This is a genomic window from Planctomycetota bacterium, from assembly GCA_035574235.1.
Taxonomy (GTDB): domain Bacteria; phylum Planctomycetota; class MHYJ01; order MHYJ01; family JACPRB01; genus DATLZA01.
Window position 1 is genome coordinate 1 of sequence record DATLZA010000189.1, and the last position, 13562, is coordinate 13562.

Consider the following 13562-nt stretch of genomic DNA (forward strand, 5'->3'; position numbering starts at 1 on the left):
GAGGTCATCTCTCCCCTCGTGAAATTCTCGACTCCCTCGCTCCCCACACCTACGATCCTGGAGTGTTCTCCCTTCCTCCCGTTCTCCTCGACGACCTCCTCGAGATCCCCCACCCTGGTAACCATGTACCTGAATCACCCACCGTCTCCGCACGCGGCGGTTGCGCGGCGGAACGCTTTCGGCTAGAGTACCCCCCATGCCGAAGACCCTCTTCGAGAAGATCTGGGACGAACATGTCGTCGTCTCCGAGCCGGACTGCCCGAGCGTCCTTTACATCGACCTGCATCTGGTCCACGAGGTGACGTCCCCTCAGGCGTTCGAGGGGCTGCGCCGGCGCGGCCTCAAGGTCCGCCGGCCCGATCGCACGGTCGCCACCGTGGACCACATCATGCCCACCCACGACCGGTCCCTCGGGATCACCGACCCGCAGGCCCGCCGGCTCATCTCCGAGATCGAGCGCAACTGCCGGGAATTCGGCGTCACCCTCCACGGCGTGGGAAGCGAGCACCAGGGAATCGTCCACGTGATCGGCCCCGAGCTCGGCCTCACCCAGCCGGGAATGACCATCGTCTGCGGAGACTCGCACACCTCGACCCACGGCGCCTTCGGGGCGCTCGCCTTCGGCATCGGCACGAGCGAAGTCGAGCACGTCCTGGCCACCCAGTGCCTGCTTCAGCGCAAGCCGCGCACCTTCGAGGTGCGGGTGGAGGGCCGCCTGCGGCCGGGGGTCACGGCCAAGGACGTGATCCTCGCGCTCATCGCCCGGATCGGGGTCGGGGGCGCCACGGGACATGCCCTGGAATACCGCGGGTCCGCGATCCGCGCGCTCAACATGGAAGAGCGCATGACGATCTGCAACATGTCGATCGAAGCCGGGGCGCGCGCCGGCATGATCGCCCCGGACGACACGACCTTCCAGTACCTGGCGGGCCGGCCGTTCGCCCCCCGCGACTTCGAGCGCTTCCGCCGGTACGTCACCGACGAGGGCGCCGCCTTCGACCGCTCCGTGACGATCGACGCGGACGCGCTCGAACCGTATATCACCTACGGGACCAACCCCGGCATGGGCATGCCCGTCACGGGCGTTATCCCCCCGGACACGCCCCGGAAGATGCTCGAATACATGGGCCTCCAGGCCGGCCGGCCGCTCCTGGGCCATCCCATCGACGTCGTTTTCATCGGAAGCTGCACGAACTCCCGGATCACCGACCTGCGGCAGGCGGCCGCCGTCCTCAAAGGCCGCAAGGCGAAGGCGCCGCGCGTCCTCGTGGTCCCCGGGAGCCTCCAGGTGAAAAAGCAGGCGGAGGCGGAGGGGCTCCACAGGATCTTCCTCGAAGCCGGCTGCGAATGGCGCGAACCGGGGTGCTCCATGTGCATCGCCATGAACGGCGACGAACTCCGGGAAGGCCAGTACTGCGTCTCCACCTCCAACCGCAATTTCGAAGGCCGCCAGGGCAAGGGCGGCCGGACGTTCCTGGCCAGTCCGCTGACCGCGGCCGCCAGCGCCGTCGAAGGCCGCGTGGCCGACTGCCGCAAGTATCTCTAGAGGAGCCGGCGCCATGGACCCGATCACGCGATTCCGCGGAAAATCGGTCGCGATCCCTCAGGCCAATATCGACACCGACCAGATCACCCCCGCGCGCTTCCTCAAGGGGACCGAAAAGAAGGGCCTCGGCAAGATCCTCTTCTACGACTGGCGCTACAACCCCGACGGCACCCCGAAGCCCGACTTCCCCCTCAACCGCCCCGGCGCCCAGGGAGCCTCGATCCTCGTGGCCGGAGACAACTACGGCTGCGGCAGCTCCCGCGAACACGCTCCCTGGGCCATGTACGACTTCGGAATCCGCGCCGTGATCTCCACCTCCATCGCCGACATCCACCGCAACAACTGCCTTAAAAACGGCATCCTCCCCATCCTCGTCGATCCCGAAACGCATCGGGAGTGTCTGGCGGCCGCGGAGAAGAACCTCGAGTTCGAGATCGACCTCCCCTCCCAGACGCTGACCCTTCCGTCCGGCAAGAAAGTCTCCTTCCCCATCGACCCCTTCGCGAAGCGGTGTCTCGTGCAGGGGGTGGATGAACTCGGGTACCTCCTGGCGCACCGGCCCGCGATCGAAGCCTACGAGGCGGCCCGCGCCGCGGCGGGGCCGGCGGGACGGTGAGGCTCGCGGCGGCGCTTCTGGCGCTCCTCGGAGGCGTCGGCGCGCAGGAGGAGCCCGCCGACGTCGTCCTGCGCGGCGCGGTCCTCTACGACGGCACGGGCCGCGAAGGGGCCGCCGGGGATCTGGCGATCCGGGGCGACACCCTGATCGCCGTCGGGACCTGGACGGGTCCGGCCCGCCGCACGATCGACGCCCGCGGGCTCATCGCCGCCCCCGGATTCATCGACCTGCATTCGCATTCGGATTCCTCGATCCTGGCTCCCGCCACCCGCGACAACCTCAACTTCGCCCTGCAGGGAGTGACCACGATCGTCACGGGCAACTGCGGCGGCGGAAACGTGGACGTCGCCCGGATGTTCGAGACGATCGACCGCGAGGGGGCCGGGGCGAACGTCATCCATCTTCTGCCCCACGGCGCGATCCGCAGCCGCGTCTTCGGCGCCCGGAAGCGCCCGCCCACGCCGGAGGAACTCGAACGGATGAAGGCGCTCGTCGAGAAAGGCCTCGAGGAGGGCGCCTGGGGGCTCTCGACGGGACTCATCTACGTGCCCGGCACGTACGCGGAGACGGACGAGATCGTGGAGCTCGCGCGGATCGTGGCGCGCCGCGGGGGGATCTACGCCAGCCACATCCGCGACGAGGCGGGCCGCGGGCTCGACGCGGTGGCGGAGGCGATCGAGATCGGGGCGCGTTCCGGGTGTCCCGTCCATATCTCGCACCTCAAGTGCGCCACGCGCGAGGCGTGGGGCAAGATGGCCGAGGTGTGCGCCCGGATCGAGGAGGCCCGCGCCCGGGGGCGGCGCGTGACGGCCGACCAGTATCCCTACACGGCCTCCTCGACGCGCCTGTCCGCCTACACGGTTCCGTCCTGGGCGCTGGAGGGAGGCGGGCTCGCCGAGCGCCTGGCCGATCCGGAGGAGGGCGCCCGCCTGCGGCGCGAGATCGCCGCGGCCCTCGAACGCCGGGACAGCCCCGACCGCCTCCGGATCGCCGCCTTCGCCCCCCGTCCCGCCTACAACGGAAAGTCCATCGCGCAGATCGCCCAGGAGGAGGGGCGCGACCCCGTGGAGGTCGTGGTCGAGATCCTCCGGCGGGGGGACGCCCAGGCGATCTCCTTTTCGATGCGCGAGGAGGACATGCTCCTGGCGATGAAGAAGGACTACGTGGCGACCGCCAGCGACGGCGGCGCGCGGCGCCCGTCCGCCGAGCGCCCGCACCCGCGCAATTACGGCACCTTCCCGCGCAAGATCGGCCGCTACGCGATCGAAAAGGGCGAGATTCCGCTCTCCTTCGCGATCCGCTCCGCCACCGGACTGCCGGCCGAGATCCTGGGACTCCAGGACCGGGGCCTTCTGCGCGCCGGATTCAAGGCGGACGTCGTGCTCTTCGATCCGGCGGAGTTCCGGGACCGGGCCACCTTCGAGGAGCCCGACCGGTACGCCACGGGCGTGCGGTGGCTTTTCGTCAACGGCGCGGCCGTGATCGAGGACGGCCGGCCGACGGGCGCGCTCCCCGGCCGGGCCCTCCGGCGGAACCGGTAGCGGGGGCGCCCGCCACCCCCAGCTTCTCGACGGCCCCGAGAATCCGGCCGTTGTCCGCGATGCGCCGTTCGGCCAGGCGGGCGAGAGCCCGGGCGCGGCCGCCCGGCGCGATTCGGGGTTCGCACCCGGAGGTCCTTCTGATATCGTGTTCCGGCCATGGGACGGGCCTATTTCGCCATCAGCCTCGCCACCCTCGCGTGGGCGTGCAACTTCACCGTCGCCAAGGTCGCCACGCGGGAGCTCGATCCTATCTTCATCGCGGCCTTCCGCGTCCTGGCGACCGGGGCCTTCTTCTGGGCGCTCCTGCCGGCGGAAGGACGGCGCCTCACGTGGGAGGAAGCCCGCCGGGTGCTCCCGCTTTCGGCCACCGGGGTCGCCCTCAACCACCTCTGCTTCGCCGCGGGGATCAAGCTCACGACCCCCTCGCATTCCGCGGTCATCCACGCGCTCATCCCGGTCTTCGTGGCGGTCCTTGCCTGGGCGATCCTGGGCGAACGCCTCCGGCCGGCCGGAATCGCCGGAATCGCTCTGGCGGTCGCCGGGGCGCTCCTGGTCGTGCTCGGCGCCTCCCCCGCGGAGTTCCGGGGCACGATCGCAGGCGACCTTCTGACGGCCGCAGGGATCCTGGCCTTCTCCGTCTACACGGTCCTCGGACGCCGGGCGCTGGGAGTCCTCGGAAGCCTGCGGACGGTCGCCTGGGCGTTCGTCCTGGCGGCGCCCCTCATGCTTCCCTTCCTGGCCTGGGGCGTCGCGCGCCAGGACTGGTCGGCGGTCACCTGGCAGGGCTGGGCGGCGCTCGGGTACATGTGGGTGGGGGCCAACCTCGTGGCCTACGCGGGCCACCTCTACGCCCTCAAGCGCCTCAAGGCGGGACAGGTCGCCGCCTTCGCGGATCTTCAGCCCGTGATCGGAATCGGCGTGGCGGTCCTGGCGGGCCTCGACCGGGCCACGCCCCTGCTCGTGGCGGGCGCGGCCGTGGCCCTGGCGGGCGTCATCGTCGTCCAGGTCCGCGGCTGAACGCGCCGTGGTAGAATGCCCGTGATGGACTGGGATCGCGCGCGGCGCCGGGCCGACGTCCTCGAAGCCCTCCATCCGGAGGCGGCGCCGGTGCTCCGCTTCGCCCGCGCGCTCTGGCGCTTCCAGGAGGAAATCTACCGCCGCGCGCGGCGCGGAGCCCCCGCGGACGCCCGCCGCCTCGACACCGCGCTCCTCGGCGGATACCTTCCGGACTACCTCCAGCTCGTCGAAACCCACGGCCCCCCCGAGCTGGCCGCCCAGGCGCAGAAACTCCAGGAGCGTCCCGACTGGGAGGAGCTTCTGCGGGCCTGCTGGCGCCGCGCGAACGACCGGCTCGAGGTCCTCGCGCGCGCCATCCTTCAGCCCTACGTGCGCCATCTCGCCGAGCGCTGGGAGGAGGAAGTCGGGACCTTCGAGGACGCGGCGGGCCGGTGTCCGTTCTGCGGACGGCCCCCGCTTCTGGCCGTGACGCGCGGGAACCGCCGCCTCGTCTGCTCCCTGTGCGCCTCCGAATGGCCCTTCCCCGAGGGAGAATGCCCCCTCTGCCGCGGCCGCCGGCTGGAGCGTCTCGAGGATCCCGGCTTCCCGCACCTGCGGGCCGAGGGATGCCCCGACTGCGGGCGCTACCTCAAAGTCGTCGATCTCGGCCGCGACCCCCAGGCCGTGCCGCTGGCCGACGAGATCGCTTCCGACCGCCTCGACCGCGCCGCCCGCGAACGGGGATTCGCCAAGGTCGAACGCAACCTCGCCGGCGCCTGACGCCTTCAGCCCGCGTTGCACCGGCGTCCGCGGGTATGATAAAATGCGCGGGACGGCTGCCATGCGTCAGTTCTATCTCTCCGTCATCACCGGCCGCCGGCGCGGCCCCCTGGCCGCGCTCCTCCGGGCGATCCTCTGGGCGGGGACCGCGGTCTACCTCGTCCTTCACAAGGGCCGCCGGCTTCTCTACGCGCTCGGAATCCGCCGCTCCTTCCGCTTCCCCTGCCCCGTGGTGTCCGTCGGGAACATCACCGCCGGGGGGACGGGAAAGACGCCGTTCGTCGAGTACCTGGCGCGCTGGTTCGCGCGCAAGAGCTTCCGGACCGCGATCCTGGCGCGCGGGTACGGCCGCATCGGCGAGGCCGCCGACGACGAGGATCTCTTCTGCGAGATGGAGCTCGAAAACGTCGTCCGTCTGACCGGACGCGACCGCGTGGCCACGGGCCGCCGGGCCCTGGCCGACTACCGCGCCCAGGTGCTGATCCTCGACGACGGCTTCCAGCACTACCGCGTGCAGCGGACGCTCGACATCGTGACGGTGGACGCGACCAACCCGTTCGCGGGCGGAATGCTGCTCCCCCGCGGGCTCCTGAGGGAGGGCCCCTCGGCCCTCAAGCGCGCCGACCTCGTGGTCCTCACGCGCACGGACCAGGCGCCGCCCGAGACGCTCGAAGCGCTCCGCCGGCGGCTCGGCCCCGCGGTCGAAACCGTCCATAAGCCCGTCCAGGTGCGCTGCCTTTCCAACCGCAAAAGCTACGGCGTGGAATGGCTGCGGGGGCGGAGCGTCTACGCCTTCTGCGGCGTGGGGAACCCCGACTCCTTCCGGCGGACGCTGGAATCCCTGGGCGCCTCGGTCGTCAAGTTCCGCGCCTTCGACGACCACCACGCCTACACCTCCGCCGACCTGCGCCGACTGAACGCGGAGGCGCAGGAATTCATGGCGGAGGCGGCGGTCACGACCGAAAAGGACGCCTCCAAGCTCCGCCCGGAGGCCTTCGAGCTTCCGCTGGCGGTCCTGCGCGTCGAGATCGAAGTCACGCGGAACGAGGAACTGCTGGAGGAGCGACTCCTGGAGGTCGTGCGGGACATCCCCCGCGCGACCGCGCCGATCCGCCGATGAGCCGCAAGGGCCGGGATTTCCGCTGGCGTCGCTTTCCCCCCGTGCAGCTGGCGCTCTATCTCGTCCTGCGGACGGTGATCATGGTGGTCGGGATGTTTCCCTACTCCCAGGCGCCGGCCCTCGCGCGCGTCCTGGCGCGCCTCATCCGCCTCATCGACCGCAAGCACGCGCGGATCGCGGCCAAGAACCTCGAGAAGTCCCGCGGGGTCTGCGCCCCCGACGAGATCCCCGCCTTCATCGACCGCGTGTACCGCCACATCGCGCTCGGATTCGTCGAGATGCTCTTCCTCCCGCGCCTGATCCAGCGCCGGGCGCTGGAGCGGCACGTGCGGCTGGAGCGGTTCGAGATCCTGGCGCGCCTCCTGCGCGAGCGCGGCAAAGGCGTCATCGTCACGATCGGACACCTGGGCAACTGGGAGCTGATCGGACTGGCCGTGGCGCGGGCGGGGTGGCGCCTGAATTCGCTCGCGCGGCCCATCGAAAACCCCTGGGTGGACCGCTACCTCAACCGCTTCCGGACCCTCACCGGGCAGGCGATCATCTCCAAGTACCACGCCCTCGGGGCGATGATCCAGGCCCTGCGGCGGAACGAACTTCTCGTCATCCAGATCGACCAGGACGCCCGCCATTCGGGAGTGTACGTGGACTTCTTCGGACGGCCGGCCTCGACGCACCGGAGCCCCGCGCTTCTGGCCCTCAAGTACGGAACCCCTATCGTCGTGGCGGACATCTTCCGCGAGGGCGACATCCACCGCTGCGTGGTTTCCGATCCGATCGATCCCGAGGCGTTCCGCGGCCGTCCGGACCCGGTCAAGGCGCTCACCCAGGCCTTCACGGAGCTTTTCGAAAACTGCGTGCGCCGCCACCCCGACCAGTGGTTCTGGGTGCACGACCGCTGGAAGACGGCCGAGCGGGTCGCCCGCGTCAGCGCCGAGGCGCTGACGTAGCCGCCTCAGGGCTTGGGCAGCTCGGCGAGCATCCGTTCGGCGCGGGCCCGCGTCTCCGGCGCGGCCCTCCGGATCCCCACGAGAAGCTCGCAGGCCTCGCGCGCGCGGGCCGTCGCGCCGGCCTGTCGCGCCGCCCGCGCGATCTCCCAGAGGAGCTCCCCCGCCAGGACCGCCGCCCGCTCGTCCTTCTCCAGTCCCACCGCCGCCGCGTCCCGGAGATCCGCCAGGGCTTCCGCGTGCAGCCCCAGCGCCACTTCGGCGCGGGCGGCGTTCACCCACGGCACGGGATGGGCGGCGCAGAGCTTGCGGGCGCGGAGAAAATGCTCCAGCGCGCGGGCGGGCTCTTTCCGGTCGTCGTAGAGCTTCCCGAGATCGTTGTGGACCTGGGCGAATTCCGGCCATGCCGCCAGGGCCTCCTGGTACTTGAGCTCCGCCTCGGCCCAGCGCCCCTGAGCGTGAAGGACGCGGGCGCGGTCGTAGAGCGCCCGGGCGCGCGCCACGTCCGGCCGGGCCACCGCCGCGGGCTCGACCGGCGGGCGGACCGCCGGGGCGGCCGTGGGAACCGGCGCTGGCTTCGAAATCACCCGGAAGCGCAGGCGCGGATCGGCCGGCCGGCCGGGCTGGGGCTCGGGCGCGCGGTTGGACAGAAGGTCGCCGAGCTGCGGATAAAAGTCGTAGTCGCCGTCCTCCGGCACGCGCACCCGGCAGCGGACCTTGCCCTCCGTCCAGTCGCTCCAGGAAGCCTCGACGCCCGCCTCGTCGGCCGGCCTCCAGGAGCGGCCGCCGTCGCGCGAGACCCAGAGGGTCTTGTGGGCCACCTTTTCGGACCGGCAGGTGAACGCCAGCGTGAATTCGCGGGACTCCACGACCGGGCGGTCTGCGTCCTGAACCAGGGCTCCGAGCGCGCACAGGATGACCAGCATCGGAACGATCCCCCCAACGAAGGCGGGCCGGGAGCGGCCCCCCTACAGGCAGAGTATCGGCCGGAAGGGGCGTCCGGCTTCATTCCGGCGTTCAGGCCATCGCCTTGGCGGCTTCTTCCCGCGTGTCCTTGAAGGTGAAGATCTGCGACAGCCCCAGCAGGTCGAAGACCTCCTTGACGTTGGGGCTGGGCCGCATGAGGATGATGTTTCCGTCGTTCTCCTGCGCCGTGCCGATCGCGCCGATGAAGACGCCCGCGCCCGCCGAGGAGATGTAGTCGAGGCCGGAAAGATCGACGGCCAGCTTGTAGTGGCCCGCCTCGAAGATATCGTTGATGGTCTTCTCCAGTTCCTCGAACGTGTGCGCGTCCAGGAACCCCCGGACCGTAAGGAAGATGACCCCGTTGGGCCCCTTCTCCTTGAGGATCTGAAACGCCGGCATAGTTCGGGATCCTATCGGATGAATTTGACGAGCGTCAATTCGTTCTTCACGCCGTCCTTGAACTTGTACCGGACCTCGTCCATGATCTGCCGCATCAGGAAGATGCCGAGGCCCTTCTTGTGCCCCTTCTGGACGTGCTCCTTCATGTCCGGGTCGGGGATGGATTCGGGGTTGAAGACCCGGCCGCTGTCCCGGATGACCACCTTGAACTGGTCGTCCGCCGCCTCGATCTCGATCTCGATCGAACCGTCCACGCCTTCGTCGTAGCCGTGCTCGATGATGTTGGTGACGGCCTCGTCCACGGCCAGAATCACCTTGTTCTCCTCCTCCCTCGCCAGACGGCTCTGGCGGATGAGCCGCGCCACGAAGTCCCGCACGACGATCAGGTACTTCGTGTCGTTCGAAACGACCAGTCGGTCTTTCAGGGTTTCGCCCATACCCTCCCGGCCATCACAGGTAGCGCAGCGTCACGATGGTGATGTCGTCCGACTGCGCCGCGTTCCCACGGTGCTCGTCGAGCGCCCGGACGATGAGGTTGAGCATCTGGTTGGAGTCGCGCCCCGCCAGCTCCCGGATAAGGCCGTGGAACCGCTCCTCTCCGAACTCCTGGTTGCGGGCGTTCATCGCCTCCACCACCCCGTCCGTATAGGCCACGATCCGGTCCCCGTGACCCAGGACGATCCGCTCCTCCTTGATCGTCCGCTCGAAGACCGGCCCCTTGTCGAACCCCAGCGCGATCCCGTTCGGATTCACCCGCTCGATGCGGCCGGCGGCGGCCCGCCAGACGACCAGCGGGTTGTGACCCGCGCTGGCGACGCGGATTTCGTTCGTCTTCTTGTTGAGTATACAATAGAGCGCCGTCACGAACATGCCCTTTTTGATGTCCTGCGCGAGCATCCGGTTGGCCCGCACGAGCGTGTCCGCCGGAGAGACGTTGCGGCTGCGTTCGGCTTCCATCCGGATGAAGGCCCGCGCCATGCTCATGACGAGCGATCCCGGAACCCCCTTCCCCGAAACGTCCGCCACGATGATCCCCTCGTTGTCCTCGTCGATCGTGATGAAGTCGTAATAGTCGCCCCCCACCTCCTTGGACGGCCGGTAGTACGCGCTCACGTCGTAGCCGGGGATCTTCAGCATCCGCTTGGGCACGAGGTTCGACTGGATCTCGCTGGCGATCTCGAGGTCGTGCTCGAGAGCCCTGGCCTCGAGCTCCTGCATGTGCGCGGCCCGCAACGCCTGGGTCATCCGGTTGAAGGTCGTGGCCAGAAGCCCCACTTCGTCCTTCGAGCGCGGGACCGTCTGGTGCTCCAGGTTTCCCGAGGAGACCTCCTGCATGTCCCGCATGAGCGCCTTGATCGGCTCGGTGATGAGCGTCGAGATCCAGAAGGCCACTCCTGTGGCCACGATTCCCGCCAGGAGGATGGGAAGGAGGATCGCCGCCCCCAGGGACGCCTTGGCCGCCTCGATCCCCTCGAGCGACAGCGACACATAGTGCCGGAGCTTCTTGGGCGTCCCGGGATCGGGGTTCCGGATGAACGTCCGGCTCATGATGCGCACCCCGCGCTCCTCGCGCGGGATATCGAGCACCGCGATCCCCGGACCCGCCGCGCGGGAGGGGAGCGTCACTCCCACCGGACCGCGGATGGTGATCGCCGGCGCGTCGCTCTCCCCGAGCGAGACGTCCACAACCCCGGCGTCCAGAAGATCCCCACCCGCCTCCTTTTGGAGCTTCTGGAGCGGCCGGAGCTGCGAAAGGCTCGGAAGCGGCCGCACCAGGCGTTCGTAGCGGCGCTTGCGGATCGGGTCGGACTCCACATGGGCCATCCAACCGGAGTCCCCCGTGGCCTCCTCGATGAGCTGGCGGATTTCCTCCTCGCGGGCCGGCCCGAAGGGGTCCACGGCCCGCCGGTAGGCGGGCGTCTTCGAAAGCGCCACCTTCCAGTTCTGCTTGGGGCGCAGGGAATTGATGAGCTCGTCCAGCTCGACCTCGCGGGAGTGCTCCTGCGTGTGGATCGCCGTCAGCCAGTAGTCGGGATCGATCGAGGCCAGAAGCTCCACGAGCCGGGTGCCCTTGGCGTTGATCTCGTCGTTAAGCTGCGAAACCGCCTTGGAGTAGACGGCGAAGAAGATGAGGATCGCGGTGCCCACCCCGATGCCCGCCATGGCCAGAACGATCTTCCAGCGCAGCGACAGCCCCTTCACGCGGGCCGCGCCGGCGACGGCCTGGCGGACCTGGGAGGCCTCCATCATGGAGCTCGAGGAGACCACCTCCACGGCCCCCTCGCCTCCGCCGGAGGCCGAGCGGCGCGCCGTGACCGGCCGCGGCAGCGACGTGGAGGATCCCGTCTGGGCGCGAAGCCGCGTGGACGATTGCTTGAGAGGAGGCTTGCCGGGGGGAGGATTCGGCGTGGGCGATCTGGACGTTTCCTCGGTCATGGCGACGCTCCCCGGCGGCCGGCGGCGGAGAGAGCGTTCGGCGTCCGCCTCCGGACCCGATTCATTATACCCGCCCGCTCCCCAGGAGGCGGCGCGCGTCGGCCACGTAGACGGCGCCCGAGATCACCGTGGCGGCCAGGGTGCCCCACATCAGGGTCACCGCCCCCGTGTAGACCCACCGCACTTCCGGCAGCCAGGCCGCGTACCCGAGCGCCCAGCCCACGGTGATGTTCTGAATCAGGGTCTTCTGCTTGCCCCAGAACGTGGCCCCGAAGGGGATCCCCGCGGCCTCCGCCGCCCCCCGGATTCCCGAAACCAGGAACTCCCGCCCCAGAACCACCACGACGAACGCGGCGGTGAAGATCTCGCGCAGCGGGTCCAGGGTCAGAAAAAAAATGAAGGACCCGCAGACGAGGATTTTATCCACCAGGGGGTCCGCGATTCTACCGAAATGTGTCACCTGGCCGTACCGCCGCGCCAGGTATCCGTCCAGAAGATCGCTCCAGGCGATGAACTGGAAAAGGACGAAGACCGCCGTGAGCAGTCCCGGCCCGGGCCGGCGCCCCCCGGCCGCCAGGAGCGCGAAGTAGACGACACAGAGGACGAACCGCGCCGTCGTGACCTTGTTGGCCAGCGTCATGGTCGCCCCCGCCGTCCCTCTCCGCGCGGCGCCTTCCGCGTCAGACGAGATCCCCGATGAGGTCGTACACGCTCCAGCCGGTCACCCGGGCGCGGGCCACCGCGCCCACCTCGGCCCGGGCGCCGTGGAGCGCGATCAGACCGTCGATCTCCGGGGCGTCGCCGGCCGTGCGCCCCTCCCAGCGGGCCGCGTCCAGGCGGCGCTCGACGATCACGGGAACCTCGCGGCCCACCATCGCGCGGTTGTGGGCGAACGCGATCTCCTGCTGCTGCTGCATGACGCGGGCGTAGCGGCGCTGCTTGACCTCCTCGGGAAGGTGCCCATCCAGGGCGTCCGCGCGCGACCCGGGCTCCCGCGAGTAGACGAACGCCCCCAGCCGCTCGAAGCGCAGCTCCCGGAGATCCGCCAGCAGCCCCTCGAAATCCTCCTCCGTCTCCCCGGGAAATCCCACGATCACGGTCGTGCGGAAGACCAGACCCGGAACGCGTTCGCGCCACTTGCGGACGAGTTCCTTCTGCGACCGCTCGGTGACGCCGCGCCGCATGGCCCGGAGCACCCGCTCGCGCGTGTGCTGAATGGGCATGTCCACGTACTTGACCACCTTGGGGTTTCGGGCGACCTCGTCGATCAGGCGGTCCGTCACGTAGCTCGGGTAACAGTAGAGGAGCCGGATCCACTCCACGCCGGGAACGTCCGCCAGACGGCGCAGAAGCTCGTCGAGGACGAGCTTCCCGTAGAGATCGAGTCCGTAGGAGGTGGTGTCCTGCGCGATGAGGTTGAGCTCGCGCGCGCCGTCGCGCGCCAGCTCCTCCGCCTCCGCCAGAATCGCCTCCATGGGCTTGGACCGGAACTTGCCGCGGATCTGGGGAATCACGCAGAAACTGCACGTGTGGTTGCATCCCTCGGAAAGCCGCAGGTAGGCGGTGTGGCGCGGCGTGAGGCGGACGCGGTCGCGGTCGATCTCGTAGCGCGGAAGGTCCGCCGAAACGAGATTGACCGGCCGGGCGGGACGGACTTTTTGGAGGAGGGAGGCGCAGACCTCGGCGATCTTCTCGCGGTGGGTGATGCCGAGGACGGCGTCCACGCCGCGGAGGCGCTTTTCGAACTCCGCGCCGTAGCGCTGGGGGAGGCAGCCGGCCACCACCACGGCCTTGAGGCGCCCGCGGCCCTTGAGCGCGACCATCTCCTCGATCGTGTCCATGGACTCCTTCTCGGAGGCCTGGAGGAATCCGCAGGTGTTGACGACGACGACGTCGGAGCGCTTGTAATCGGCGCAGAGGTCGAAGCCCCCCTTGGCCAGATGGCCCAGAAGCACCTCGCTGTCCACGAGGTTCTTGGCGCAGCCCAGGGACACGAAGGAGACGCGGGGGTTCGTCATGGGGGCGGACATTATAGGGCGCTCCCGGGGGCGGGAGCAATGGGCAACTACTCGAGGATTGGGTGATTCAGATACATGGTTACCAGGGTGGGGGATCTCGAGGAGGTCGTCGAGGAGAACGGGAGGAAGGGAGAGCACTCCAGGATCATAGGTGTGGGGAGCGAGGGAGTCGAGAATTTCACGAGGAGAGAGATGACCTC

At 69.5% G+C, this 13562-nt stretch carries 13 protein-coding genes; 7 read left to right on the plus strand and 6 right to left on the minus strand.

All coding sequences use genetic code 11. From position 1 onward, the window contains the following. The first annotated feature begins 196 nt into the window (after positions 1-196). From leuC to VNO22_17850, 7 genes are all read left to right on the plus strand, one after another. Positions 197-1546 carry a 3-isopropylmalate dehydratase large subunit gene (gene leuC, locus VNO22_17820; protein ID HXG63233.1) on the plus strand — a complete coding sequence of 450 codons (1350 nt, stop codon included), beginning with the start codon at positions 197-199 and terminating at the stop codon, positions 1544-1546. A gap of 13 nt (positions 1547-1559) precedes the next feature. Beyond that, the gene (gene leuD / locus VNO22_17825; GenBank protein HXG63234.1) at positions 1560-2162 is read left to right on the plus strand and encodes a 3-isopropylmalate dehydratase small subunit; all 603 of its coding nucleotides are present in this window, start codon (positions 1560-1562) and stop codon (positions 2160-2162) included. Beyond that, entirely contained in the window at positions 2159-3703 is a 1545-nt protein-coding gene (locus VNO22_17830) for a D-aminoacylase (GenBank protein ID HXG63235.1), read from the plus strand. Before leuD ends, VNO22_17830 begins: the two co-directional genes overlap by 4 nt. Before the next feature lie 156 nt (positions 3704-3859). After that, entirely contained in the window at positions 3860-4720 is an 861-nt protein-coding gene (locus VNO22_17835; GenBank protein ID HXG63236.1) for a DMT family transporter, read from the plus strand. A gap of 24 nt (positions 4721-4744) precedes the next feature. Next, positions 4745-5479, plus strand: a complete 735-nt coding sequence (gene fdhE / locus VNO22_17840; protein ID HXG63237.1) for a formate dehydrogenase accessory protein FdhE — start codon at positions 4745-4747, stop codon at positions 5477-5479. Positions 5480-5522: 43 nt separating this feature from the next. Then, positions 5523-6599, plus strand: coding sequence for a tetraacyldisaccharide 4'-kinase (gene lpxK / locus VNO22_17845; GenBank protein ID HXG63238.1), 1077 nt, complete (start codon positions 5523-5525; stop codon positions 6597-6599). After that, positions 6596-7546: a lysophospholipid acyltransferase family protein gene (locus tag VNO22_17850; GenBank protein HXG63239.1), complete on the plus strand. Its 951-nt coding sequence runs from the start codon at positions 6596-6598 to the stop codon at positions 7544-7546. Before lpxK ends, VNO22_17850 begins: the two co-directional genes overlap by 4 nt. Before the next feature lie 5 nt (positions 7547-7551). On the opposite strand, the gene VNO22_17855 is transcribed toward VNO22_17850, so the two are convergent. The 6 genes from VNO22_17855 to rimO form a co-directional block, all read right to left on the minus strand. Continuing rightward, a complete protein-coding gene (locus VNO22_17855; GenBank protein ID HXG63240.1) occupies positions 7552-8469 on the minus strand; it encodes a tetratricopeptide repeat protein in 918 nt (305 codons plus the stop codon). Positions 8470-8560: 91 nt separating this feature from the next. After that, positions 8561-8908, minus strand: a complete 348-nt coding sequence (locus VNO22_17860) for an STAS domain-containing protein (protein HXG63241.1) — start codon at positions 8906-8908, stop codon at positions 8561-8563. Positions 8909-8919: 11 nt separating this feature from the next. Then, positions 8920-9345 (minus strand): ATP-binding protein, encoded by a 426-nt coding sequence (locus VNO22_17865; protein HXG63242.1) that lies wholly within the window; start codon positions 9343-9345, stop codon positions 8920-8922. A 13-nt stretch (positions 9346-9358) separates the two neighbouring features. Continuing rightward, positions 9359-11344 carry a SpoIIE family protein phosphatase gene (locus VNO22_17870; GenBank protein ID HXG63243.1) on the minus strand — a complete coding sequence of 662 codons (1986 nt, stop codon included), beginning with the start codon at positions 11342-11344 and terminating at the stop codon, positions 9359-9361. Between the two features lie 64 nt (positions 11345-11408). Next, complete coding sequence (locus VNO22_17875; GenBank protein ID HXG63244.1) at positions 11409-11984, minus strand: CDP-alcohol phosphatidyltransferase family protein; 576 nt, start codon at positions 11982-11984, stop codon at positions 11409-11411. Positions 11985-12024: 40 nt separating this feature from the next. After that, a complete protein-coding gene (gene rimO, locus VNO22_17880; GenBank protein HXG63245.1) occupies positions 12025-13362 on the minus strand; it encodes a 30S ribosomal protein S12 methylthiotransferase RimO in 1338 nt (445 codons plus the stop codon). Between the last annotated feature and the right edge of the window lie 200 nt (positions 13363-13562).

Excerpts from the sequence above, each read along its gene's own strand:
- rimO (HXG63245.1), bottom strand. The coding sequence starts at position 13,362 with ATGACGAACCCCCGCGTCTCCTTCGTGTCCCTGGGCTGCGCCAAGAAC.
- VNO22_17875 (HXG63244.1), bottom strand. The coding sequence starts at position 11,984 with ATGACGCTGGCCAACAAGGTCACGACGGCGCGGTTCGTCCTCTGTGTC.
- VNO22_17850 (HXG63239.1), top strand. The coding sequence starts at position 6,596 with ATGAGCCGCAAGGGCCGGGATTTCCGCTGGCGTCGCTTTCCCCCCGTG.
- leuD (HXG63234.1), top strand. The coding sequence starts at position 1,560 with ATGGACCCGATCACGCGATTCCGCGGAAAATCGGTCGCGATCCCTCAG.
- lpxK (HXG63238.1), top strand. The coding sequence starts at position 5,523 with ATGCGCGGGACGGCTGCCATGCGTCAGTTCTATCTCTCCGTCATCACC.
- VNO22_17855 (HXG63240.1), bottom strand. The coding sequence starts at position 8,469 with ATGCTGGTCATCCTGTGCGCGCTCGGAGCCCTGGTTCAGGACGCAGAC.
- VNO22_17835 (HXG63236.1), top strand. The coding sequence starts at position 3,860 with ATGGGACGGGCCTATTTCGCCATCAGCCTCGCCACCCTCGCGTGGGCG.
- VNO22_17870 (HXG63243.1), bottom strand. The coding sequence starts at position 11,344 with ATGACCGAGGAAACGTCCAGATCGCCCACGCCGAATCCTCCCCCCGGC.
- fdhE (HXG63237.1), top strand. The coding sequence starts at position 4,745 with ATGGACTGGGATCGCGCGCGGCGCCGGGCCGACGTCCTCGAAGCCCTC.
- VNO22_17860 (HXG63241.1), bottom strand. The coding sequence starts at position 8,908 with ATGCCGGCGTTTCAGATCCTCAAGGAGAAGGGGCCCAACGGGGTCATC.
- VNO22_17865 (HXG63242.1), bottom strand. The coding sequence starts at position 9,345 with ATGGGCGAAACCCTGAAAGACCGACTGGTCGTTTCGAACGACACGAAG.
- leuC (HXG63233.1), top strand. The coding sequence starts at position 197 with ATGCCGAAGACCCTCTTCGAGAAGATCTGGGACGAACATGTCGTCGTC.